Below are 24683 nucleotides of genomic sequence, written 5' to 3'. Positions count from 1 at the left end.
ACGGCAATGCCGCGACGGCTTACCAGCGATAGCCTGCGCCGGCGCCGACTGCCACGGTGCCTCGTGTATTGGTCGACCCGGACGCCTTGACGACCCAGCGACCGTTGCGGGTAGCGGTCGACAGGCCGAACGCGACGGCCGACTGACCACTGTACGTGCCGCCGGCAACCGATACCATGCTTTCGCCCGCCAGCGACGCCTGCGGCAGGTTCGCGATCGCGACGGCGGACGCGATGCCGCCGCTTGCGTCGCGCCGGTAGTGATCGATGTCGGATCGAACGCTGCCGATCTTGTCGTTCAACTGCTGCACGTTCACGGCATCGGTCGGCGCGGTGCCGGCCTTGACGTTGGTGATCTGTCGTTCGTGGCCGGGCGAGCCGACGGAGACCGAGTCGTCGCGGTCGGCGACGGAGTTCGCGCCGAGCGCGACCGAATTATTGCCCGATGCCGTCGCATTGTTCCCGAGCGCGACGCCGCCATTGCCGGATGCGTTCGAGTTCTGGCCGAGCGCCATCGAATTCGATCCGGTCGCTCCGGAGCCGTCGCCGAGCTGCGCCAACTGGTTGCCATGCTCGCCCATCGGCGGTTTGACGCTGGGGCCGTTCTGCTCGACATTCGTCAGACGAGAATTCAGTGAATCGACGCTGTTCTGGAATTTCTGCTCCATCGCAAAGAGTTGCCCTCCGTTGACGGCCTGCATGCTGCCCGCCGCAATTGCGCCTCCCTTGACGTTGTCGAGCAAGGTGCCGCCGACGCCGCCGAGCGTCGCGCTACCGAGCGTCAGGTCGTCGTACACGATCGCGCCGAGCGGCTTGCCATTCGGGTCGATCAGGCCGGCCGCCTTGAGCTGCGCGACCGTCACGGCGTCGGTATCGCCGGTGCCGTTCGACAGCCCGGTCAGCGTGCGCGTGCCGTTCGCGCCGGCGACGCTGACCGACGTGCCGCCCTTGTCGGCGCCGACCGAGATCGCGAGATTCGCCGGGTCCTGCCGGACCAGGCCAGTCGTGCCGTTGTCGAGCCGCGCGCCGAGGTCGTCGACGTCGTAGCGGATCGACTTGACGTCGGTTTCGACCGTCGAGACGCGCCCGTCGATCGTCGTGACGCGGCCGTCGAGATTCGTCAGCGCATTACCGACGTTGTTGAACGATTTCCCGTCGATCGCGTAGTTCGGGCCGCGAACGGTACCGTCCGCGCCGACAGTGGCATCGCCGCCGAGCGCGTCGACGACGGGCTTGAGCTGCGACAGGTTGGTTGCGTCGGTGGCGCGCGTGCCGGCCCGCAGATTGACGAGCTGGCGCTCGCTGCCTGCGTCGCCGATCGAGACGGCGTTCGCGCGGTCGGCGACGCTGCCCTGGCCAAGTGCGACCGCGCCGTGCGCGGTGACCTTCGTGTCGGCGCCGAGCGCGAGGCCGCGGTTCGCATTGACGTTCGACGCCACGCCGAACGCGCTCGAGCGATCGCCGTGGACGTTCGCGTTTTCGCCGACGGTGACGGTAGCTCGCCCGTCGGCAACGGCTTTCGCGCCGATCGCGATCGCCGAGTTGTCGGCGCCGGTTTCGCCAAGCGCTTTCGCGCCCGGCCCGATTGCGATCGAGCCGGCGCCGGTCGCGCTAGGATCGCCGCCGGTACCACCGAGAATGATCAGGTTGGTCTGGATCAGGTCGTCGGCATGGCCGTAGCACGGTGCGAGCGCGGCGAGCGCGGCGAGCGCGAGTGTCGTGAGTCTGGCGGCAGGTGTGCGCTTCTGTTTGATCGAAGCGCGCGAGCTTGCGGGCGGAATACCGGAGCGAATGGCGGTGACGCTTGTCATATGAGTCGTAGTCCTGATTGATTGGTGTCGTGTGCCAGACGACCGGACGACGCATGCGCGACTCACTGAACGGAGCAGGTACGACGTACCGCCGTCGGTGACGCCATGTCCGTATCGAATGGCCTCGAAACGGGCAATATACGGTTCGTCGAATGCACCGTCGATCAGACGGTTACGAAAGTAGCGACGTCTCTAATAGGACAAATCTCATGGAGGGGAATGCTGGCGCGCGGCGCGTGGTTGCCGATTCGATGTGCGGCTACGGAAAATCGGTTGCCGGTATGCGTGATGCAAGGGGCGGCGCGCGACGGCTCGCGCGCGCTGCCGCGGACGGGGGCGTCCGTCACTCTCCCATCGCCATCCCTTCGCGCCGCGGGTCCGCGCCGCCGAACCACACCGTCTGCCCCTGTACGTTCAGCCGCTGGATCCCCTGCAGCCCAGAGTTCATCTCGACGACCTGCACGTCGTGCCCGCGGCCCTTCAGCCCGTCGGCGAGCGCGTCCGACACGCGGCCGCGCTCGAGCTGCGTCGGCCCGTTCATCGACCCGACGTTCGGCAGCGCGATCGCCTGCTGCATCGTCATCCCCCAGTCGAGGACGCCGACCAGCGTCTTCGCGACATGATTGATGATCGCGGGGCCGCCGGCCGAGCCGACGATCATCGTCACCTGCTTCGTCTTCTTGTCGAACACGAGCTCCGGCGACATCGCCGAGCGCGGCCGCTTGCCGGGCTGCACGCGGTTCGCGACCGGCCGGCCGTTGTCGTTCGACACGAACGAGAAATCGGTGAGCTGGTTGTTCAGCATGAAGCCGCGCACCATCAGCCGCGAGCCGAACGCATCCTCGATGCTCGTCGTCATCGACAGCGCCTGGCCGTAGCGGTCGACGATCGCGATGTCGGACGTCGACGGCAATTCGGGGCTGCGGTCGTCGGCCATCGCGAGTGTCGCGCCCTGCGGCGTGCCGGCCTGCGCGATGCCCATGCTGTTGTCGCCGATCAGGCGCGCGCGCTGCGCGAGATAGGTCTTGTCGGTGAGGCTCGCCCAGTTGCCGCCCGGCAGCGGCACGAAATCGGGATCGGCGACATAGCGCGCGCGGTCCGCATACGCGAGGCGGCCGGCTTCGCTGAACAGGTGCGCGGCGAACGGCGTCGGCTCGTAGCCGACGTCGTTGCGCACCGGCTTCTGCGCGCCGATCTGCTGCCAGTCGGGCATCGCTTCGAGGATGCCGAGCATCTGCGCGATCGCGAGGCCGCCCGACGACGGCGGCGGCATACCGCAGACGACCGAGCGCCGGTAGTCGGCGCACAGCGGCGCGCGCACCTTCGCCTGGTAGCGCGCGAGATCCTGGAGCGACAGCAGGCCCGGGTTGGTCGGGTGCTTGCGCACCTTGGTGACGATGTCGCGTGCGATCGCGCCGGTGTAGAACGCATTCGCGCCGCGGTCGGCGACCTGGCGCAGCACGGTCGCGAGCGCCGGGTTCTTCAGCACCGTGCCGGCCGCCTTCGGCGTGCCGTCCGGGTTGTAGAAGTACGCGCGCGCGGCCGGGTCGTTCTTCAGGTATTTGTCGTTCGCGATCAGCATCGCGAGCCGCGGGCTGATCGTGAAGCCGTGTTCGGCGAGCCGGATCGCCGGCTGGAACAGCCGGCGCCACGGCAGCTTGCCGTGCGCGCGGTGCGCGGCGTCGAGCATGCGCAGCACGCCCGGGGTACCGACCGAGCGACCGCCGACGACACCTTCGTAGAAATTCATCGGCTGGCCGGTCGGCCCGTAGAACAGGCGGTCGGTCGCGGCGGCCGGCGCGGTTTCGCGGCCGTCGTACGCCTGCGTCGCCTTGCCGTCGAAGTACAGCATGAACGCGCCGCCGCCGATCCCCGACGATTGCGGTTCGACGAGCGCGAGCACCATCTGCGTCGCGATCGCGGCATCGATCGCGGTGCCGCCGGCCTTCAGCATCTCGTAGCCGGCCTGCGTCGCGAGCGGGTTCGCGGCCGCGATCATGCTGTGCTGCGAAGTCCAGCCCGGCTTGTCGACCCAGCCGGACGACAGCTCGGGCGCATGGAAGCCGGGCAGCGGGACGGCGACGCCCGACGCGGGGGCAACCGGGACGACGGCGCCCGACGGCGCGGACGGGGACGTGCAGCCGGCGTTGAACGCGACGAGCGCGATGGCGGCGAGCAGCGTCCAGGGACGCGAATGCGGACGAATCCGGTCGAACATTGAACCCTCGGCAGCAGTGAATTCGAATGAAGCGATGGTGCGGGCGCAACGGGGCGGCGCGCCCCGGCGCGCTATTGTCGCCGCGCGGCCGGCGGATTGTCACCCGACAGGAAACCCTGACGCATCCCGCCGGGCCCGCCCCGGCCGGTCTTCCCGGCCTGTTCGAGGATGAACTCTATGAACGTCGACGTCGCGCGCGTGTGGTGCCGGTTCGGCATGTAGAGCATGTACATGTGCGTACCGAAGATGCTGAGCCGGTACGCGTCGAGCGACGTGACGACGGCGCCGCGCCGCATGTCGTCCTGCATCACGTAGTCGGGCACGATGCCGACACCGATCCCCGCGAGGATCGCCTGGCGCAGGAACAGGAAGTTCTCCGAAATCAGCGTCGGCTCGAGCAGCACCTCGTGGCGCTCGTCGCCGAGATACGCGGCGATCCTGAGCTGGCGGCCCATCACCGTCGCGGTGACGACGGGCGCGGCGGCCAGCGCGCCGAGGCTCGCTGGCATCCCGTGCGCGGCCGCGAATGCGGCCGATGCGCACGCGACGTAGCGCACCGCACCCATGTCGCGCGCGACGAGGTTCTGCGGCGGCTCGGGCATCACGCGCACCGCGATGTCGATCTCGTCGCGCATCAGGTCTTCCACGCGATTCTCGAACACGACGTCGAGCACGATGCCCGGGTGCAGCCGCTTGAATGCGAGCAGCCATTCGGACATCACCATCTGCCCATAACCGCTCGGCACCGACAGCCGCACGCGGCCCTGCAGGTCCTGGCCGAGCGTCGTCACCGATTCCTCCGCGGCGAGCAGCTCGTTGCGGATGCGCCGGCCGTGCTCGTACAGCTTCAGCCCGATCTCGGTCGGCTCGATGCGCCGCGTCGTGCGCCGCACGAGCTGCTGGCCGATCGAGCGCTCGAGCTGGTTCAGCCGGTAGCTGACGTTCGCGCGGCTCATCTTGAGCCGCTGCGCGGCCTTGCTGAGATTGCCGGCGTCGAGGATCTCGACGAGCAGCGTCAGCGCGTTCAGGTCCATGCGTTCGCTCCTGATCCGTCCCGTTTAACGGTCGGAAAGCATTCAGTGTCAAGTCAGACTTGACAGCTTGTAAAGGCGAGAGGGAATTGTCAATGAATCTCGATCAATCGAGAATCGGTGCATGTCTGGTGCATAGACCGCCGAGGGGTTGGAGTAGGCGCTGAAGCGCCAACTCCGACCATTCACGGCATGGGGCCCGAGTAAGCGCTAAAGCGCCAAGTCGGGCCGACCGCCGAGGGGTTGGAGTAGGCGCTGAAGCGCCAACTCCGACCATCCACGGCATGGGGCCCGAGTAAGCGCTAAAGCGCTAACTCGGGCCGACAGGAGAAACCATGAATTCATCCGCAACACCTCAGGCCGGCACGGTCACGCGCGAGCGGCGCGACAAGGTGCTCGTCGTCACGATCGACCACCCGCCCGTCAACGCGCTGTCCGCCGACGTGCGGCGCGGCCTGGCCGACGCGCTCGACGCCGCGCAGGCCGACGACGCGATCCGCGCGGTGCTGATCGTCGGCGCCGGCCGCAACTTCATCGCGGGCGCCGATATCCGCGAATTCGGCAAGCCGCCGGTGCCGCCGTCGCTGCCCGACGTGTGCGAGCGGATCGAATCGGGCACGAAGCCGGTCGTGGTCGCGCTGCATGGCGCAACGCTCGGCGGCGGGCTCGAAGTCGCGCTGGCCGCGCATTACCGGCTCGCGGTGCCCGGCGCGAAGCTCGGGCTGCCCGAAGTGACGCTCGGCCTGCTGCCCGGCGCGGGCGGCACGCAGCGTGCGCCGCGCCTGATCGGCGCGAAGGCCGCGCTCGACCTGATGCTGACGGGCCGCCACGCGAGTGCGGACGAAGCGCTCGCGCTCGGCCTCGTCGACCGCGTCGCGCACAGCGACGACACGCTCGCCGAAGGCCTCGCGTATGCGCAGGAACTCGTGTCGCTCGGCGCGCTGGCGCGCCGCACGCGCGATGCGCAGGGGCTCGCCGATCGGGCGGCCGCGCAGGCCGCGATCGATGCGGCGCGCGCGGACCTGCCGAAGAAGTCGCGCGGGCTGTTCTCGCCGGCGAAGATCGTCGAAGCGGTCGAGGCCGCGCTCACGCAGTCGTTCGACGCGGGGATGAAGTTCGAACGCAGCCTGTTCCTGCAGTGCATCGACAGCCCGCAGCGCGCGGGCCTCGTGCATGCGTTCTTCGCGGAACGCGAAGCCGCGAAGGCACCCGAGGCGCGGCGCGCGAGCGCGCGACCGGTCGAGCGGATCGGCGTGGTCGGCGGCGGCACGATGGGCGCGGGCATCGCGGTCGCGGCGCTCGACGCCGGGCTGCCGGTGACGATGATCGAACGCGACGAAGCGTCGCTCGCACGCGGCCGCGCGCACGTCGAGAAGGTGTACGACGGCCTCGTCGCGAAAGGGCGGATGACGCCGGCCGCGCACGCGGCGCGGCTCGCGCGCTTCAAGGGCAGCACGTCGTACGACGCGCTCGCGCAGGCCGACGTCGTGATCGAGGCCGTGTTCGAGGACATGGCCGTGAAGAAGGCCGTGTTCGCCGAACTCGCGCGCGTCTGCAAGCCGGGCGCGGTGCTGGCGACCAACACGTCGTATCTCGACATCGACGAGCTGGCCGCGAGCATCGACCGGCCGGCCGACGTGATCGGCCTGCATTTCTTCTCGCCGGCCAACGTGATGAAGCTGCTCGAGATCGTCGTGCCGGCGCGCGTCAGCGCGGACGTCGTCGCGACCGCGTTCGCGCTCGCGAAGCAGCTGAAGAAGACGCCGGTGCGCGCGGGCGTATGCGACGGCTTCATCGGCAACCGGATCCTCGCCGTCTATCGCACGGCGGCCGATTACCTGATGGAAGACGGCGCGTCGCCGTACCAGATCGATCGCGCGGTGCGCGAATTCGGCTTCCCGATGGGGCCGTTCCAGGTCGTCGATCTCGCGGGCGGCGACATCGGCTGGGCGACCCGCAAGCGCCGCGCGGCGACGCGCGATCCGCGCGCGCGCTACGTGGAGATTTCCGACCGGTTGTGCGAGCGCGGCTGGTTCGGGCAGAAGACGTCGCGCGGCTACTACCTGTATCCGGACGGTGTGCGTATCGGCACGCCGGACCCGGAAGTCGAAGCGATCGTTGCGGAAGAACGTGCGAAGAAGGGCGTCGCGCCGCGCACGTTCACCGACGACGAGATCCTGCGCCGCTATCTCGCCGCGATGATCAACGAAGGCGCGAACGTCGTGCACGAGAAGATCGCGCTGCGCCCGCTCGACGTCGACGCGGTGTTCCTGTACGGCTACGGCTTCCCGCGCTATCGCGGCGGCCCGATGCACTACGCGGACACGGTCGGCCTCGCGAACGTGCTCGCCGATATCCGCGCGTTCGCGAAGGAGGATCCGCTGTTCTGGAAGCCGTCGCCGCTGATCGTCGAACTCGTCGCGCGCAGCGCGGATTTCGCGAGCCTGAACCGCATCGACTGAACGCCAACCGCATTCGCAACGGACCGAAGATGGACCTCAATTTCACTCCCGAAGAGGAAGCCTTCCGCACGGACGTGCAGCGCTTCCTGCAAGCCGAACTGCCCGAGCGCATCGCGCGCAAGGTGAAGGGCGGCCTGCACCTCACGCGCGACGACATGCGCGAATGGCATGCGATCCTCAACGCGCGCGGCTGGCTCGCGAGCCACTGGCCGCGCGAATACGGCGGCCCCGGCTGGAGCGTCGCGCAGAAGTTCCTGTTCGACAACGAATGCGCGCTCGCGGGGGCGCCGCGCATCGTGCCGTTCGGCGTGAACATGCTCGGCCCCGTGCTGATCAAGTACGGCAACGAAGCGCAAAAGCGCCGCTGGCTGCCGCGCATCCTCGACGGCACCGACTGGTGGTGCCAGGGCTACTCGGAGCCGGGCGCCGGTTCCGATCTCGCATCGGTGAAGACGAGCGCGGTGCGCGGGATCGACGCGCAGGGCGAGCACTACATCGTGAACGGCCAGAAGACGTGGACCACGCTCGGCCACTACGCGAACATGATCTTCTGCCTCGTGCGCACCGCGACCGACGTGCGCAAGCAGGAGGGCATCAGCTTCCTGCTGATCGACATGAACACGCCGGGCGTCGACGTGCGCCCGATCATCACGCTCGACGGCGAGCACGAGGTGAACGAGGTGTTCTTCACCGACGTGCGCGTGCCGGCGGAAAACCTCGTCGGCGAAGAGAACCGCGGCTGGACCTACGCGAAATACCTGCTCACGTACGAGCGCACCAACATCGCCGGGATCGGCTTCTCGACGGCCGCGCTCGACCGGCTGCGCGCGGTCGCCGCGAAGGTGACGAAGAACGGCAGGCCGCTCGCGGACGATCCGTTCTTCGCGGCGCGCGTCGCGCGTGTCGAGATCGAGCTCGAGAACATGCGCACGACCAACCTGCGCGTGCTGGCCGCGGTCGCGGGCGGCGGCGCGCCGGGCGCGGAAAGCTCGATGCTGAAGATCCGCGGCACGCAGATCCGCCAGGAGATTTCGTCGCTGATGCGGCGCGCGATGGGGCCGTACGCGCAGCCGTTCGTCGACGCAGCGCTCGATGCGGACTACGACGGCGAACCGGTCGGCCCGGACGACGCCGCGAGCGCCGCGCAGCAGTACTTCAACAACCGGAAGCTGTCGATCTTCGGCGGCTCGAACGAGATCCAGAAGAACATCATCGCGAAGATGATGCTCGGGCTGTAACGAGGGACGCGACGATGGATTTCCAGCACACAGAAGACCGCCGGATGCTGGCGGACACGTTGAACCGCTTCATCGCCGAACAGTACGCGTTCCCGGTGCGCGATCGCATCGCGCAGTCGGCCGAAGGCTTCGATCGCGCGATGTGGCAGCGCTTCGCCGAGCTCGGCACGGTCGGCGCGCTGTTTCCCGAGGCCGACGGCGGCTTCGGCGGCGCGGGCTTCGATATTGCCGTGGTGTTCGAATGCCTCGGGCGCGGGCTCGTCGTCGAGCCGTTCCTCGGCGCGTTGCTCGCGGGTCGCGCACTGTCGCTTGCCGGCGGCGCTGCGCATCGCGACAAGCTCGCGGCGCTGATCGACGGCAGCGCGAGCGCCGCATTCGCGCACGACGAGCCGGGCTCGCACTACGAACTGACGACCGTGCGCACGCGCGCCGAACGCTCGGGCGACGGCTGGGTGCTGACGGGCGCGAAGGGCGTCGTCGACCAGGCCGCGCAGGCTGCGTTCTTCGTCGTCAGCGCACGCACGTCCGGTCATGACGACGATGCGGCCGGCATCGGCCCGTTCGTCGTGCCTGCCGATGCGCCGGGCGTGTCGCTGCGCGACTACAGGAAAATCGACGGCGGCCGTGCGGCCGAGGTGCGCTTCGATCGCGTCGCGCTGCCGGCCGATGCCGCGCTCGGCGAGCCGGACGGCGACGGCGAAGCGGGCGCTGCGCTGCTCGAACGCGTGCTCGGCTATGGGCTGCTCGCGCTGTCGGCGGAAGCGCTCGGCGCGATGGACGTCGCGAAGGAGCACACGCTCGACTACCTGCGCACGCGCAAGCAGTTCGGCATGCCGATCGGCAGCTTCCAGGCGCTGCAGCACCGGATGGCCGACCTGCTGCTCGAAGTCGAGCAGGCGCGTTCGGCCGTGATCAACGCGGCCGCGCAGCTCGATGCGCCGCGCGCGGTGCGCGAGCGCGCGCTTGCGGCGGCGAAGGTCAGCATCGGCCGGATCGGCACGCTCGTCGCCGAGGAGAGCATCCAGTTGCACGGCGGGATCGGGATGACGTGGGAACTGCCGCTGTCGCATTACGCGAAGCGCCTCGTGATGATCGATCACCAGCTCGGCGACGAGGATCACCATCTCGCGCGCTACATCGCGCTGTCGAAACAGTAAAGGCGGACCACGCGAACGGAGGAGACAAGGATGACGAACGAACCGCGCGTTTTGCCGCTCGCCGGCGTGAAGGTGCTCGATTTCTCGCGCGTGCTCGCGGGCCCGTGGTGCGCGATGGTGCTCGCCGATTTCGGCGCGGAGGTGATCAAGGTCGAGCATCCGGCGCGCGGCGACGACACGCGCGACTGGGGGCTGCGGATCGGCGATACCGAGACGACCTATTTCAACAGCGTGAATCGCAGCAAGCGTTCGATCTGCCTGGACCTGCAGACCGAAGAAGGGCAGCGCGTCGCGCGCGAGCTGGCTGCGCAGGCCGACGTGCTGGTCCACAACTTCAAGTTCGGCGGCGCGGAAAAGCTCGGCCTCGGCTACGACGCGCTGGCCGAACTGAATCCGCGCCTCGTGCACTGCGCAATTTCCGGCTACGACCGTTCGGGCGCCGAGGCAGCGCGGCCCGGCTATGACCTCGTCGTGCAGGGCGAGGCCGGGCTGATGGCGTTGAACGGCGAGGCCGGCCAGCCGCCGCTGAAGTTCGGCGTCGCGGCGGTCGACCTGTTCACCGGCATGTATTCGGCGCAGGCGATTCTCGCCGCGCTGTACGAGCGCCATGCGACCGGGCGCGGGCGGCGCATCGAGATGGCGCTGTTCGACTGCGGGCTGATGATCACCGCGTACTACGGGCTCGACGCGCTGCTGATGGGCGAGGACCCGCCGCGCTACGGCAACGCGCATCCGTCGATCGTGCCGTATGGCGTGTTCGACGCGGCCGACGGCCCGCTCGTGATCACCGTCGGCAACAACACGCAGTTCGCGCGCTTTTGCGATGCGATCGAGCGGCCCGATCTCGCGGCCGACGCGCGTTACAAGACCAACCTTGGCCGCTCGGAAAACCGCGCCGATTTGCTGCCCGAGCTTCGCCGCGAACTCGCGCGCCGGTCGCGCGCGACGCTGCTCGCGGCGCTCGCCGATGCGGGCATTCCGTGCGGCGAAGTGCTCGGGCTGCACGAAGCGCTGAGATCCGAGCGCGCGACCCGCGCGGGGCTCGTCACGCGGCAGCCGCATCCGGTCGCGGGCGACGTCGACGTGCTCGCGCCGCCGTACCGCTTCGACGGCGCGCGGCTGCCGGTGCGCGGCGCGCCGCCGGTGCTCGGTGCGGATACGGAGGCCGTGCTCGGCGGCTGGCTCGGGATGTCGGCCGACGATGTCGCGCGGCTGCGTGCGGATCGCATCGTGTAACGCGGTTTTTCCGCCGCGGCGCGGGCGGATCGGTTGACGCGCCGGCCATCTACAAGACAACCCTCGCGAAACGACGAGGCGCCCTGCGGGGACCGGAGTCAGCGCTCGAGCGCCGATTCCGGTCGACCGCGAAGCATGGGGCCGGCGCAAGTGTTGAAGCACTCACACCGGTCCACACAGGAGACGACATGGAGCTTTCCGTCATCGAATCGGTCACGGCGCGCCGCGACTACCAGCAGCTCGTGCGTGCGCGGCGCCGCTTCAGCTTCACGCTGACGGCGCTGATGATCGCGACCTACTACGGCTTCATCCTGCTCGTCGCGCTCGCGCCGCACGTGCTCGCGGCGCCGCTGTACCGCGGTGCGACGACGACGGTCGGGATCGCCGCGGGCGTCGCGATCATCCTGGTCGCGATCGGCCTGACCGCGTGCTACGTGCTGCGCGCGAATCGTGCGTTCGACCGCCGGGTCGACGCGATCCTGCAGCGTTCCTGACGGAGGCCGACATGCGACGCACATCGATCGCGCTCGGCGCGCTTGCCGTTCTCGTTTCCTCCGCCGCCCATGCGGTATCCGTTGCGGGCCCGATGCCCGACAAGGTCGAACTGAACCCGGTCGCGATCGGGATGTTCTTCGCGTTCGTGTTTGCGACGCTCGCGCTCACGCGCTGGGCCGCGCGCCGCACGCGCTCGACACGCGACTTCTACACGGCCGGCGGCGGCATCACAGGGCTGCAGAACGGGCTCGCGATCGCGGGCGACTACATGTCGGCCGCGTCGTTCCTCGGGCTGTCCGGGATGGTGTTCATGTTCGGCTTCGACGGGCTCATCTACTCGATCGGCTTTCTGGTCGGCTGGCCGTTCGTGATGTTCCTGATCGCCGAGCCGCTGCGCAACCTCGGCAAGTTCACGTTCGTCGACGTCGTCGCGTACCGCTTCGCGCAGCGGCCGATCCGGCTGCTGACCTCCGCGAACGCGCTGACGATCGTCGTGCTGTACCTCGTCGTGCAGATGGTCGGCGCGGGCAAGCTGATCCAGCTGCTGTTCGGGCTGTCGTACGGCACGGCCGAGCTGATCGTCGGCGTGCTGATGGTCGTCTACGTGTTCTTCGGCGGGATGACCGCGACCACCTGGGTGCAGGTGATCAAGGCCGTGCTGCTGCTGTGCGGCGCGACGCTGCTCGTGTTGCTCGCGCTCGGCGAATTCGGCTTCAGCATCGACGAGATGTTCCGCCGCGCGGTGGCCGTGCATCCGGGCGCGCTCGGCATCATGGGGCCCGGCAAGCTGATCCGCGATCCGGCCAACGCGCTGTCGCTCGGCATCGCGCTGATGTTCGGCACGGCCGGCTTCCCGCACATCCTGATGCGCTTCTTCACGGTGCCGAACGCGAAGGAGGCGCGCAAGTCGGTGCTCTACGCGACCGGCTTCATCGGCTACTTCTACCTGCTGACCTTCGTGATCGGCTTCTCGGCGATCGTGCTGCTCGCGCAGCATCCCGAGTTCTTCAAGCTCGGCGCCGACGGTACGTTCAACCTGACGCACGACCTGCTCGGCGGTTCGAACATGGTCGCGGTGAAGCTCGCGCAGGCGGTCGGCGGGAACTGGTTCTACGGCTTTATCGCGGCCGTCACGTTCGCGACGATCCTCGCGGTGGTCGCGGGCCTGACGCTCGCCGGCGCGACGACGATCTCGCACGACCTGTATGCGCAGATGTGGGCGCGCGGCAAGCCCGACGAGCGCCTCGAGATGCGCATCTCGCGCGCGGCGACGATCGTGCTGTCGGCCGTCGCGATCGGGCTGTCGATCCTGTTCGAGCACGTGAACGTCGCGTTCATGGTCGGGCTCGTCGCGGCGGTGGCCGCGAGCGCGAATTTCCCGGTGCTCGCGATGTCGATCTTCTGGCGCGGAATGACGACGCGCGGCGCGGTGCTCGGCGGCGGCCTCGGCCTCGGGTCGGCGGTGGCGCTCACGGTGCTGTCGAAGTCGGTGTGGGTCGACGTGCTGCACCACGCGCACGCGCCGGTGTTCCTCGACAACCCGGCGCTCGTGTCGGTGCCGCTCGCGTTCATCGGGATCGTCGTCGGCTCGCTCGCGGATCGCGGCGAGCGCGCGCGGCGCGAGCGCGACGCGTTCGCGCAGCAGGAGTTCTACGCGCAGACGGGCCTGCTGGCCGGCGAGGCCGTGCAGCACTGATTCGTCTGACCAAAGCGCTCATCCGTCCGGATCGCCGGACGGATATTTTCCGGAAATCCGGAATCCCGGATTTCCTTGCCTGCCGCATTATGAGAAATACAATGAAAACAATGGTTTGAGGGGTTACGGAAACCTGGCATCGACCTTGCGATATAAAACGCATGGCCGCCCACTCGGCCTGACTATTAAACAAGGAGACAATCGATGACCACTGCCTTCCTCCCCCTCCGGATGTCTTGAGGCATCGCTTGTTGCGGCACGGCAGCCGCGCGGGCGAATGACTCTTCCCCTGGCATTCGCCCGCGCGCGTGACGCCGTTTCCATCGGCTCATCTACTTCAGCAGGAACCATCGTGAAGAAGAAACCCTTCTACAAAGTCCTCTACGTGCAGGTGATCTTCGCCATCATCGTCGGCGTGATCCTCGGCCACTACTACCCGGCGCTCGCCACCGACATGAAGCCGCTCGGCGACGGGTTCATCAAGCTGATCAAGATGGTGATCGGTCCGATCATCTTCTGTACGGTCGTCACCGGCATCGCCGGCATGGAGGACATGAAGAAGGTGGGCCGCGTCGGCGGCAAGGCGCTGCTGTACTTCGAGATCGTGTCGACCTTCGCGCTGCTGCTCGGCCTCGCGGCCACGCACATCCTGCGTCCGGGCGTCGGCTTCAACATCGATCCGGCGACGCTGAACGGCAAGGAAGTCGCGTCGTATGCGGCGAAGGCGCATGGGCAGTCGACGGTCGACTTCCTGATGCACATCATCCCGAACACGATGGTCGACGCGTTCGCGCAGGGCGAAATCCTGCAGATCCTGCTGATCGCGCTGCTGTTCGGCAGCGTGCTCGCGCACCTCGGCGAACGCGGCAAGGTCGTCACCGACTTCATCGACGGGCTCACGCGCGTGCTGTTCGGCATCGTGCACATCGTCACGAAGCTGGCGCCGATCGGCGCGTTCGGCGCGATGGCGTTCACGATCGGCAAGTACGGCGTCGGCTCGCTGGTGCCGCTGCTCAAGCTGATCGGCACGTTCTACCTGACGTCGGTCGTGTTCGTGCTCGTCGTGCTCGGCGCGATCGCACGCTTCACGGGCTTCTCGATCATCCGCTTCGTGTCCTACATCAAGGAAGAGCTGCTGATCGTGCTCGGCACGAGCTCGTCGGAAGCCGCGCTGCCGCAGCTGATGGAAAAGCTCGAGAAGGCCGGCTGCTCGCGTTCGGTCGTCGGCCTCGTCGTGCCGACCGGTTATTCGTTCAACCTCGACGGCACCAACATCTATATGACGATGGCCGTGCTGTTCATCGCGCAGGCGACCAACATCGAACTGACGTGGATGCAGCAGCTCACGCTGCTCGCGGTCGCGATGCTGACGTCGAAGGGCGCGAGCGGCGTGACGGGCGCGGGCTTCATCACGCTCGCCGCGACGCTGGCCGTCGTGCCGACGATCCCGCTGTCGGGCATGGTGCTGATCCTCGGCATCGACCGCTTCATGAGCGAATGCCGTGCGCTGACCAACATCGTCGGCAACGGCGTCGCGACGGTCGTCGTGTCCGCGTGGGAGAAGGAGCTCGACCGCGACAAGCTGCGCCAGGCGCTGAAGGGCGGCGAGGTTGCGACGACCGAGACGGCCGGCGTCTGACGCCATGAAGGAGCAGGCGGCGGCACCGCCCGCCGGCGGCGCGGCACGCGGCGGCAATCTGGATGCCTATGACACAATAGGCGATCCGCATCGCCAGGAAGCCTCGACCGTGACGCGCCGCCTGCTCATCCTCGTCGTGCTTGCCGCCGCGCTCGTCGCGGCGTGCGCGCTGACGTGGACGATTACCTGGCAACGCGGCGTCGCCGAGCTGCAGCGCAACGCCGCGGTGCGCGTCGACCGCACCACCAACGCGCTCAAGAGCACGCTCGACCGCTACGAATCGCTGCCTTATCTGCTCGGCAGCCATCCGTATGTGCAGGACCTGCTCGCCGAGCCGAAGCGCGGCGACTACACCGCACGCGTCAACCGCTATCTCGAAGACCTAAACGAACACGCGCACGCGACCGTCACCTACGTGATCGGCGCGGACGGCCTGTGCGTCGCTGCCAGCAACTGGCGCGCGCCCGACAGCTTCGTCGGGATCGAATACCGTTTCCGCCCGTATTTCCTCGACGCGATGAACGGCCAGGTCGGCCGCTTCTTCGGGATCGGCACGATCTCGCGCGATCCCGGCTACTACATCTCGCAGCCCGTGTGGCGCGACGGCAAGATCGCGGGCGTCGTCGTCGTGAAGCTCAATCTCGAATGGTTCCAGGGCGCCGATGCGTCCGAGCCGCTCGTCGTCGTGGACGATCACGGCGTCGTGTTCCTGTCGTCGGTGCCCGCGTGGAAGTACCACACGCTGCGCCCGTTGACGGGGCCCGTCGCCGCGTCGATCTACGAGACGCGCCAGTACGCGCAGCAGCCCGTCACGCCGCTGCCGCTGCGGGTCGAGCAGACGCTCGGCGCCGATGCGGAGATCGTGCGCCTCGGGCCCGGCCGGCGCGCGCCGCGCTTCCTGGCCAGCAAGCGCCGGATCGGCGAGCCCGACTGGCTGCTCGTCACGCTCGCGCCGATCGCGCCCGTCGACACCGATGCGCGCAACGCGACGATCGTCACGGGCTTCGGCTTCGTGTCGGTCGCGCTGCTGGCGTTCTACTGGCGGATGCGCCGCGCGCGCGTGCGCGAAATGATCCGCGGTCGCGCGCTGCTGCAGCAGGCGTACGCGGAACTGAACCGGCGCGTCGAGGAGCGCACGGCCGATCTGTCGGAAGCGAACGCGCAATTGCAGAAGGAAGTCGGCGACCGGATCCGCGCGGAGCAGGAGTTGCGCGCCGCGCACGACGAACTGATCCAGTCGGGCAAGCTCGCCGCGCTCGGCCAGATGGCGGCCGGCATCACGCATGAACTGAACCAGCCGCTCGCGGCGCTGCGCAGCTTCTCGGACAACACGCGCGTGCTGCTCGATCGCGGCGAGCAGGCGGCCGCGCGCGAGAACCTCGAGGCGATCGCCGCGCTCACCGAGCGGATGGGCAAGATCACGAACCAGTTGAAGCTGTTCGTCGGCCGCGCGAAGCCGCGCAACGAGCGGGCGCTCGTCGTGCGTGCGCTGCGCAGCGTGCTGTCGCTGCTCGGCGATCGCCTGCGCGGCGTCGCGCTCACGCTGACGCTGCAGGACGCGACCGTCTCGCCCGCGCAGGACACGCCGCTCGATCTGGCGCGCGACTATCCCGAGCTCGTCGCGCGTTGCGAGGACCTGCGCCTCGAGCAGGTGCTGATCAACCTGCTCGGCAACGCGCTCGACGCGGTCGCGGGCATCGCGGCGCCTGCCGTCGAAGTGACGATCGCGGTGTCGGCCGCGACGCTCGCGGTCGAGGTGCGCGACAACGGCTCCGGCATCGCGCCCGACCTGCTGCCGCGCCTGTTCGAGCCGTTCTTCACGACCAAGGAAATGGGGCGCGGGCTCGGGCTCGGCCTCGCGATCTCGTCGTCGATCGCGAGCGACGCGGGCGGTGCGCTGACCGCGCGCAACGCGCCGTCGGGCGGTGCGCTGTTCGTCTTGACGCTGCGGCGCGCGCGCACGCATCATCCGGACTCCGTGTCCGAGCCGGCGGGCTCGCATTAGGCCCGGTCGGCGAACGACCGGCATCAACGCCGCCGCGCGCGCGATAGCGCCGCGCGGCCCGTCAGGAGCAAGTGAGTACGATGGCCAACCGGCTGCAAGTGATCTATATCGAAGACGATGCGCTCGTTCGCCGGGCGAGCGTGCAGAGCCTTCAACTGGCGGGCTTCGACGTCGCCGGCTTCGAGTCGGCCGAAGCGGCCGAGAAGGCGATCGTCGCGGACACCGCCGGCGCGATCGTCAGCGACATCCGGCTGCCCGGCGCAAGCGGGCTCGACGTGCTCGCGCAGTGCCGCGAGCGCGTGCCCGACGTGCCCGTGATCCTCGTCACCGGGCACGGCGACATCTCGATGGCCGTGCAGGCGATGCGCGACGGCGCGTACGACTTCATCGAGAAGCCGTTCGCGGCCGAGCGCCTGATCGAGACGGTGCGCCGCGCGCTCGAGCGCCGCGAGCTCGTGCTCGAGAACCATGCGCTGCGACGCGAGCTGGCCGGGCAGAACGCCGTCGCGCCGCGCATCATCGGCCGCAGCCCCGCGATCGAGCAGGTGCGCAAGCTGATCGCGAATGTCGCGCCCACCGACGCGTCGGTGCTGATCAACGGCGACACCGGCGCCGGCAAGGAACTGATCGCGCGCAGCCTGCACGAGCTGTCGCCGCGCCGCGACAAGCCGTTCATCGCGGTGAATTGCGGCGCGCTGCCCGAGCCGATGTTCGAGTCGGAGATGTTCGGCTACGAGCCCGGCGCGTTCACCGGCGCCGCGAAGCGGCGCGTCGGCAAGCTCGAATACGCGTCCGGCGGCACGCTGTTCCTCGACGAAATCGAAAGCATGCCGCTCGCGCTGCAGGTGAAGCTGCTGCGCGTGCTGCAGGACGGCGTGCTGGAGCGGCTCGGTTCGAACCAGCCGATCCGCGTGAACTGCCGTGTCGTCGCGGCCGCGAAGGGCGACATGAGCGAGCTCGTCGCGGCCGGCACGTTCCGGCGCGACCTGCTGTACCGGCTCAACGTCGTGACGATCGCGCTGCCGCCGCTGGCCGAGCGCCGCGAGGACATCGTGCCGCTGTTCGAGCACTTCATGCTCGATGCGGCGGTGCGCTACGGGCGGCCCGCGCCCGTGCTGACCGACCGGCAGCGCGCGAGCCTGATGCAGCGCGACTGGCCCGGCAACGTGCGCGAGCTGCACAACGCGGCCGACCGCTTCGTGCTCGGCGTGGCCGACATGCCGCAGGAAACGGGCGCGGGCGGCGACGCCGCCGACAACGAGCAGACGCTGAAGGAGCGCATCGAGCAGTTCGAGCGCGCGGTGATCGCCGAGGCGTTGAACCAGACGGGCGGCGCGGTCGCCGCGACGGCCGACCGGCTGCATGTCGGCAAGGCGACGCTGTACGAGAAGATGAAGCGCTACGGGCTGTCGGCGAAAGGCGAAACCGAGCGCTGAAAAGCAAACGGACCGCGGAGCCGGGCTGGCCGGTCGTGCGGTCCGTCTTGCAAAAAGGGCCGCTGTGCGCGGCCCTTCGATCCGGATTCTGCTGCGCTCAGGCTGCGTTGCTGTCGAGCGCCTTCTTGAGCAGCGCATCGAGTTCCGCGAACTGCGGTGCGCCGACGTAGCGCTTCAGGATCTTGCCGTTCCTGTCGACGACGAAGGTCGTCGGCGTGAGCTGCACGTTGCCGAACTGCTTCGCGACGCTGCCGTCGTCGAGCGCGACCTTGAACGGCAACTGGCGCGTCTGCGCGTAGTTCGCGACGTACATCGGCGGATCGTAGTTCATCGCGACCGCGACGAATTCCAGCCCCTGACCCTTGAAGCGGTTATAGGTATCGACCATCTGCGGCATTTCCTGCATGCAGGTCGCGCAGCTCGTCGCCCAGAAATTCACGAGATAGACCTTGCCCTTCAGGTCGCCGGCGGTCGAGACCTTCTGGCCCGACAGCAGCGTGAACGTCGCGTCCGGCACGCTGGACTTGCCGTTGAACGCGAAGAAGCCGGCTACGGCGATGGCCGCGACGACGGCGGCCGCGACGATGTAGCGGACAGGGCCGGCGCTGCGGCGGGCGGGAGGCGTGGTGTTCATCTGCGGTGCTCTCGGAGTCGGTCGATGACGCGGATCGATGCAAAGGACGTCGAAATTCGTCGCTCATTTTAGCGCGAATGCGGTGCGCGCACCGACGGCGGCCCCGCATCGCGGTTTTCACGTTCGGCGGATAATGGCCGTTTTGCCTGCCCGGTCCACGCCATGCCGAAGGAAGTCATCGATTCGTTGCGCCCCCTTTTTCGTCCGCTGCGACAGTTCGTTGCGCTCGCCTGCGCGAGCGTCGTGCTGGCCGCGTGCTCGCCGTCGTACGACTGGCGCACGCTGCACAACGACGCCGGCTACACGATCGACCTGCCGGCGAAGCCGACCGTCGAGGAGCAGCCGGTTGCGATCGGCGGCACGTCGATGCCGATGCGGATGCAGGCCGCGCACGTCGACGGCGCGGTGTTCGCGGTCGGCACGCTGACGCTGCCCGACGATCGCGACGACACGCGCCGCGCGGCGCTCGAGTTCCTGCGGGCCGGGCTGTCGCGCAACCTCGAAGGCGCGCCGCAGACCGCTTCGGTGCCGGTGCCGCTCGCGGCCGGCGGTGCGGTGAACGGGCTCGAGCTGCGCATCGCGGGCGCGGCCGCCGGCGGCGATCGCGCGCGCAAGACGATCGTCGCGCGGCTTGCCGCGCGCGGCCGGCACGCGTACCAGGCTGTCGTGATCGCCGACGGGCTGCTCGCACAGGAGCAGTTCGACCAGTTTTTCGGCTCGTTCAAACTCGACTGATGGCGGCCGGCGAGGGCGCTCAGACACCGTGTGACAACTGAAAGTTCATTCGCAGCTTTCGACGCTAATCGCCGGATTTTGCGAGGGTTTTTCGACTATCCACAGCGCATGTGGATAACTTTGTTGAAAAGTCGGCCGGATGACCCGCCGAGCCGCACCGGACGGCCCTCCGGCTCGTTTTGCCGCTTGCTCTCATATTGAGAAAAATCAATAAAAACAAAGAGATATGGATTCCCGGCCGAACGGGCCCCGGCGAGCTGCAATCCGGGGCCGGATTCGCGAAATTGTGCATAAGTCAAGTCTTGACAGCATGTTTTTGTCCTCGGACGGCGTTCAGAGCGCCGTGAGCACGCGTCGATAACGAATCGCCTCGGCGATCTGCGCGGCCGTCGGCAGCGGGTCGCCGGCCAGGTCGGCGATTGTCCGCGCGACCTTCAGCACGCGGAAATACGCACGCGCCGACCAGCCGAAGCGCTCGCCGGCCTCGCGCAGCAGCCGCTCGCCTTCGTCGGTCGGCCGGCACAGGTCGTCGGTCTCGCGGCCGCTCAGCATGTGATTCGTCTTGCCCTGCCGGTCGAGCTGCAGCGCGCGCGCCTGCGCGACCCGCGCGGCCACCGCGGCGCTCGGCTCGCCGGGCGTCGACGCGCGCGACGCGAGTTCGGCCGGCGACAGCGCGGGCAGGTCGATCTGAATGTCGATGCGGTCGACGAGCGGCCCCGACAGCTTGCGCAGGTAGCGCGCGGCGACGTCCGGCGTGCAGCGGCAGCGCCCGGACGGATCGCCGTGCCAGCCGCACGGGCACGGGTTCATCGCGGCGATCAACTGGCATGCGGCCGGGAAATCGGCCTGCTGCGCCGCGCGCGAGATCGTGATGCGGCCGGCTTCCAGCGGCTCGCGCAGCATCTCGAGCACGTGCCGGTCGAATTCCGGCAATTCGTCGAGGAACAGCACGCCGAGGTGCGCGAGCGTGATTTCGCCCGGTTGCGGCGGGTTGCGGCCGCCGACCAGCGCGGCGGCGCTCGACGAGTGATGCGGCGCGCGGAACGGCCGCCGGCGCCACTGCGCGGGCGAGAAGCCGATGCGGCTCGCGGAAAGGAGCGCGGCCGACGTCAGCGCCTCATCGTCGGTCAGCGGCGGCAGGAGGCCAGGCAGCCGCGCGGCGAGCATCGACTTGCCGGCCCCCGGCGGCCCGACCATCAGCATGTGGTGACCGCCCGCGGCGGCGACTTCGAGCGCGCGCCGGGCGCCGCGCTGGCCGACCACGTCCGCGAGGTCGGGTGCGGCCGGTGCCGGCAGGCCGTCGAGACAGGGCGTCGCGACCGGCGCAAGCCGCCCGTCGGGCGCATCCGCGAGGTGCGCGCACAACGCGGGCAGGTCGGGCGCGCCGAACACGGTGACGCCCGGCACGAGCGCCGCCTCGGCCGCGCTGTCGAGTGGCAGGTACAGCTCGGGCGGCCGCGACGTTCCCGTGGCGCCGGACAGGGCGCCGGAATCCGGGCCTGGGCCGGAACCGAGGCCCGCTCCGGTTTCGCCCGTGCGCCAGTCGCGCGCCGCGCCGCACGCCATCGCGAACGCGCCGCGCATCGGCCGCAGCGCGCCGGTCAGCGACAGCTCGCCTGCGAATTCGCGGCCGGCCAGCGCGTCGGCCGGGATCTGGCCGTTCGCGGCGAGTATGCCGAGCGCGATCGGCAGGTCGAACCGGCCCGACTCTTTCGGCAGATCGGCCGGCGCGAGGTTGACTGTGATGCGGCGCACGGGGAATTCGAATCCGCAGTTCTGCAGCGCGGCGCGGACGCGCTCGCGGCTTTCGCGGACTTCGAGATCGGGCAGGCCGACGATCGCGAACGACGGCAATCCGTTGGCCAGATGGACTTCGACGGTGACGTCCGGCGCGCGGCCGGATGCGGGCGCGCGACTGCGCACCACGGCGAGTGACATGGCGAGGCTCCTGTAAACAGACGGGCGACGGCCGTTCGGGGCCGCATGCCGCGGAAATCGGAGGAATCGGTGCGCGCTTGCCGGCGTGGCGCGGGAAAGAACGAGGCACTGCGGAACGACGAAATGCGAAGAGCGGGGGACAGCGAAGAACGAGGGACAGCGAAGAGCGGGGGTGTTGCGAAGAGCGGGGGTATGGCGAAGAACGACGGACTACGAAGAACGGCGGAACGGCTTCGGGGTGGCGGGCGCGGGCCGCGCGAGGCGGCCCGCGCCCGGACCTTGCGGTCGGGTGACGGGCGTCAGGCCTGCGGCGCCGCGAGCTTCTGCTCGAGCTCCGCGACGCGCTTTTCGAGTTCCTCGAGGCGCACGCGGGTGCGGGCGAGCACCTGCGCCTGCGTGTCGAATTCCTCACGCGTGACGAGGTCGAGCTTCGAGAAGCCTTGCGACAGCATGGCCTTCACGTTGCGCTCGACGTCCTTGGCCGGCGAGTTTTTCAGCAGGTCGCTGACACGCGACTGCAGATCGTTGAAAACGTCGCTGGGTTGCTTCATGTGATTCCCCTTCCTTGCACAAAAAATGTGCATCTTCAGTTGCGTACGTGCCCATGATGCACGCATGACCGGAAATGGTGCGCCCGGAGCGCGAATTCCGGGCATGGCGCCCGCATGGGTGAATGTCCCGTCGATCCGGGACGTGCGTGCACTCTAGCAACGATCCTTTCGCCGCGCCAGCAAACCGGGCCACGTTGGCCATTCGGCCGGGCTTCCGCACCTTACATCACGGGATGCGACCCCGTTACAGAGCCGTTCGAGACGGCGCTCGGACGAACATGGCATGCGAGTTGCTGAGAAGAGTCCGTTACAACATTCCAACCAATTCGACGGGACAACCCAGCGAGAGGACTTCATGAAACTCATTACCGCAATCATCAAGCCGTTCAAGCTCGATGAGACGCGCGAAGCGCTGTCGGCGCTCGGCGTCTCCGGCATCACGGTGACGGAGGTGAAAGGGTTCGGGCGCCAGAAGGGGCATACCGAGCTGTATCGCGGCGCCGAATACGTGGTCGATTTCCTGCCGAAGATGAAGATCGAGGCGGCCGTGTCCGACGATCTCGTCGACCAGGCGGTCGAGGCGATCGAGCGGGCCGCGCGCACCGGCAAGATCGGCGACGGCAAGATCTTCGTCACGCCGATCGAACAAGTGATCCGGATTCGCACCGGGGAGACCGGCGCTGACGCGCTGTAACAGAACAGACAAGACAAGCGACAAGAGGAAATCCAAGATGCGCAAACTTCTGATGTCCCTGCTGATGGCCGGCTCGCTTATCGCGGCCGGCGTCGGCCCCGCGCTCGCCGACGACGCGGCGTCCGCCGCGGCTGCGTCCGCGCCCGCCGCTTCGGCTCCCGACGCATCCGCTGCCGCTGCACCCGCCGCGACGGCGAGCGCCGCGCCTGACGCATCCGCCGCTGCCGCCGCACCGGCTTCGGGCGCCGCCGACGCATCGGCCGCCGCTGCCGCGTCCGCGCCGGCCGCACCCGCTGCGCCGACCGCGCCGTTCTCCGTCGATTCGTCGAAGATCAACTCGGGCGACACCGCGTGGATGCTGACCTCCACCGCGCTCGTGCTGTTCATGACGGTCCCCGGCCTCGCGCTGTTCTACGCGGGCATGGTCCGCAAGAAGAACGTGCTCGCGACCGTGATGCAGAGCTTCGCGATCACCGCGCTGATCACGGTGCTGTGGACGGTGGTCGGCTACAGCCTCGCGTTCACGCCGGGCAACGGCTTCATCGGCGGCATGTCGCGCGCGTTCCTGCACGGGATGAACTACATCCACGGCGACAAGGCGACGACGCTGACCGTCAGCCACCTCGCGCCGACGATTCCGGAATCGGTCTACTTCGTCTATCAGATGACGTTCGCGATCATCACGCCGGCACTGATCTGCGGCGCGTTCGCCGACCGGATGAAGTTCTCGGCGATGCTGGTGTTCATGACGCTCTGGTCGCTGATCGTCTATGTGCCGATCGCGCACATGGTGTGGGAGCCGACCGGCTGGCTGTCGTCGGACGGCGTGCTCGACTTCGCGGGCGGCACGGTGGTGCACATCAACGCCGGTATCGCGGGCCTGATGTCGTGCCTGGTGCTCGGCAAGCGCGTCGGCTACGGCCGCGAATCGATGGCGCCGCACAACCTCGTGCTGACGATGATCGGCGGCTCGATGCTGTGGGTCGGCTGGTTCGGCTTCAACGCGGGTTCGGCGGTTGCGGCTGACGGTCGTGCCGGCTTCGCGATGCTGACCACGCAAGTGGCGACGGCCTGCGCGGCGCTCGGCTGGATGTTTGCCGAGTGGGTCGCGAAGGGCAAGCCGTCGGTGCTCGGCATCGTGTCGGGTGCGGTCGCGGGTCTCGTGGCGATCACGCCGGCGGCCGGCTTCGTCGGCGTGGCGGGTGCGCTCGTGATCGGCATCGCGGCGGGCGTCGTCTGCTTCTGGTCGGCGACGTGGCTCAAGTCGAAGCTCGGCTACGACGATTCGCTCGATGCGTTCGGCGTGCACGGCGTGGGCGGAATTCTCGGCGCGCTGCTGACGGGCGTGTTCGCGGTCAAGGACATCGGCGGCGCCGACGGCAGCCTGCTGCTGCAGGCGAAGGGCGTGCTGATCACGCTGGTCTACAGCGGCGTGCTGAGCTTCGTGCTGCTGAAGCTGATCGACCTGACGATGGGCCTGCGCGTGTCCGAAGAGGAAGAGCGCGAAGGCCTCGACGTGATCCTGCATGGCGAGCATGTCGAATAAGTCATAAGGATACACGGCGGGCCGCCGCGGAGACGGCGCCCGCCACGAATGAGCGCAGCGACTTCGGCCCGCCCACCCGGCGGGCTTTTTTTCTCCTGCCGCCTGCTGCCGTAGCGCATAACCCTTCGCGCTATCGGGTCAATAGCCGAAAACTTCCTCCAA

General features: G+C 68.6%; 18 protein-coding genes. 12 read left to right on the top strand and 6 right to left on the bottom strand.

Features of this window, described 5'->3' with window-relative positions:
• Positions 1-19: 19 nt before the first annotated feature.
• From ABD05_RS04450 to ABD05_RS04440, 3 genes are all read right to left on the bottom strand, one after another.
• A complete protein-coding gene (locus ABD05_RS04450) occupies positions 20-1810 on the bottom strand; it encodes a YadA family autotransporter adhesin (RefSeq protein WP_047899120.1) in 1791 nt (596 codons plus the stop codon).
• A gap of 343 nt (positions 1811-2153) precedes the next feature.
• Positions 2154-4028 (bottom strand): gamma-glutamyltransferase, encoded by a 1875-nt coding sequence (gene ggt, locus ABD05_RS04445; RefSeq protein ID WP_047899119.1) that lies wholly within the window; start codon positions 4026-4028, stop codon positions 2154-2156.
• A 71-nt stretch (positions 4029-4099) separates the two neighbouring features.
• The gene (locus ABD05_RS04440) at positions 4100-5062 is read right to left on the bottom strand and encodes a LysR family transcriptional regulator (protein WP_047899118.1); all 963 of its coding nucleotides are present in this window, start codon (positions 5060-5062) and stop codon (positions 4100-4102) included.
• Positions 5063-5394: 332 nt separating this feature from the next.
• Here ABD05_RS04440 and ABD05_RS04435 point away from each other — a divergent pair, with 332 nt between their 5' ends.
• The 9 genes from ABD05_RS04435 to ABD05_RS04395 all read left to right on the top strand — a co-directional run bounded on the left by ABD05_RS04435 (position 5395) and on the right by ABD05_RS04395 (position 18423).
• Entirely contained in the window at positions 5395-7521 is a 2127-nt protein-coding gene (locus tag ABD05_RS04435; protein WP_047899117.1) for a 3-hydroxyacyl-CoA dehydrogenase NAD-binding domain-containing protein, read from the top strand.
• A 29-nt stretch (positions 7522-7550) separates the two neighbouring features.
• On the top strand, positions 7551-8759 hold the full coding sequence (locus ABD05_RS04430) for an acyl-CoA dehydrogenase family protein (protein ID WP_047899116.1): 1209 nt from the start codon (positions 7551-7553) through the stop codon (positions 8757-8759).
• Positions 8760-8773: 14 nt separating this feature from the next.
• Positions 8774-9916 carry an acyl-CoA dehydrogenase family protein gene (locus tag ABD05_RS04425; protein WP_047899115.1) on the top strand — a complete coding sequence of 381 codons (1143 nt, stop codon included), beginning with the start codon at positions 8774-8776 and terminating at the stop codon, positions 9914-9916.
• Positions 9917-9946: 30 nt separating this feature from the next.
• Positions 9947-11152 (top strand): CaiB/BaiF CoA transferase family protein, encoded by a 1206-nt coding sequence (locus ABD05_RS04420; RefSeq protein ID WP_047899114.1) that lies wholly within the window; start codon positions 9947-9949, stop codon positions 11150-11152.
• Between the two features lie 188 nt (positions 11153-11340).
• Complete coding sequence (locus ABD05_RS04415; RefSeq protein ID WP_014895931.1) at positions 11341-11646, top strand: DUF485 domain-containing protein; 306 nt, start codon at positions 11341-11343, stop codon at positions 11644-11646.
• Between the two features lie 11 nt (positions 11647-11657).
• The gene (locus ABD05_RS04410; protein ID WP_047899113.1) at positions 11658-13343 is read left to right on the top strand and encodes a cation acetate symporter; all 1686 of its coding nucleotides are present in this window, start codon (positions 11658-11660) and stop codon (positions 13341-13343) included.
• 352 nt (positions 13344-13695) lie between these two features.
• The gene (locus ABD05_RS04405) at positions 13696-14982 is read left to right on the top strand and encodes a dicarboxylate/amino acid:cation symporter (protein ID WP_047899112.1); all 1287 of its coding nucleotides are present in this window, start codon (positions 13696-13698) and stop codon (positions 14980-14982) included.
• A 4-nt stretch (positions 14983-14986) separates the two neighbouring features.
• Positions 14987-16987, top strand: a complete 2001-nt coding sequence (locus ABD05_RS04400; RefSeq protein WP_047899111.1) for a sensor histidine kinase — start codon at positions 14987-14989, stop codon at positions 16985-16987.
• Between the two features lie 80 nt (positions 16988-17067).
• A complete protein-coding gene (locus ABD05_RS04395) occupies positions 17068-18423 on the top strand; it encodes a sigma-54-dependent transcriptional regulator (protein ID WP_047899110.1) in 1356 nt (451 codons plus the stop codon).
• Positions 18424-18520: 97 nt separating this feature from the next.
• Here ABD05_RS04395 and ABD05_RS04390 read toward each other — a convergent pair whose 3' ends face one another.
• A complete protein-coding gene (locus tag ABD05_RS04390) occupies positions 18521-19057 on the bottom strand; it encodes a TlpA disulfide reductase family protein (RefSeq protein WP_047899109.1) in 537 nt (178 codons plus the stop codon).
• Positions 19058-19219: 162 nt separating this feature from the next.
• On the opposite strand from ABD05_RS04390, the gene ABD05_RS04385 reads away from it, so the two are divergent.
• The gene (locus ABD05_RS04385; RefSeq protein WP_047899108.1) at positions 19220-19792 is read left to right on the top strand and encodes a hypothetical protein; all 573 of its coding nucleotides are present in this window, start codon (positions 19220-19222) and stop codon (positions 19790-19792) included.
• 333 nt (positions 19793-20125) lie between these two features.
• Here ABD05_RS04385 and ABD05_RS04380 read toward each other — a convergent pair whose 3' ends face one another.
• Complete coding sequence (locus ABD05_RS04380) at positions 20126-21730, bottom strand: YifB family Mg chelatase-like AAA ATPase (RefSeq protein WP_047899107.1); 1605 nt, start codon at positions 21728-21730, stop codon at positions 20126-20128.
• 299 nt (positions 21731-22029) lie between these two features.
• A complete protein-coding gene (locus tag ABD05_RS04375; protein ID WP_006489451.1) occupies positions 22030-22281 on the bottom strand; it encodes an accessory factor UbiK family protein in 252 nt (83 codons plus the stop codon).
• A gap of 355 nt (positions 22282-22636) precedes the next feature.
• Between ABD05_RS04375 and ABD05_RS04370 the strand changes: the two genes are divergently transcribed.
• Both ABD05_RS04370 and ABD05_RS04365 read left to right on the top strand, forming a co-directional pair.
• A complete protein-coding gene (locus ABD05_RS04370) occupies positions 22637-22975 on the top strand; it encodes a P-II family nitrogen regulator (RefSeq protein WP_006398175.1) in 339 nt (112 codons plus the stop codon).
• Positions 22976-23012: 37 nt separating this feature from the next.
• On the top strand, positions 23013-24521 hold the full coding sequence (locus ABD05_RS04365) for an ammonium transporter (protein ID WP_047899106.1): 1509 nt from the start codon (positions 23013-23015) through the stop codon (positions 24519-24521).
• Positions 24522-24683: the final 162 nt, after the last annotated feature.

Origin of the sequence: Burkholderia pyrrocinia (assembly GCF_001028665.1) — a bacterium.
In the GTDB taxonomy this organism is placed as follows: domain Bacteria; phylum Pseudomonadota; class Gammaproteobacteria; order Burkholderiales; family Burkholderiaceae; genus Burkholderia; species Burkholderia pyrrocinia.
This window is presented reverse-complemented; position numbering and strand designations above follow the sequence as displayed.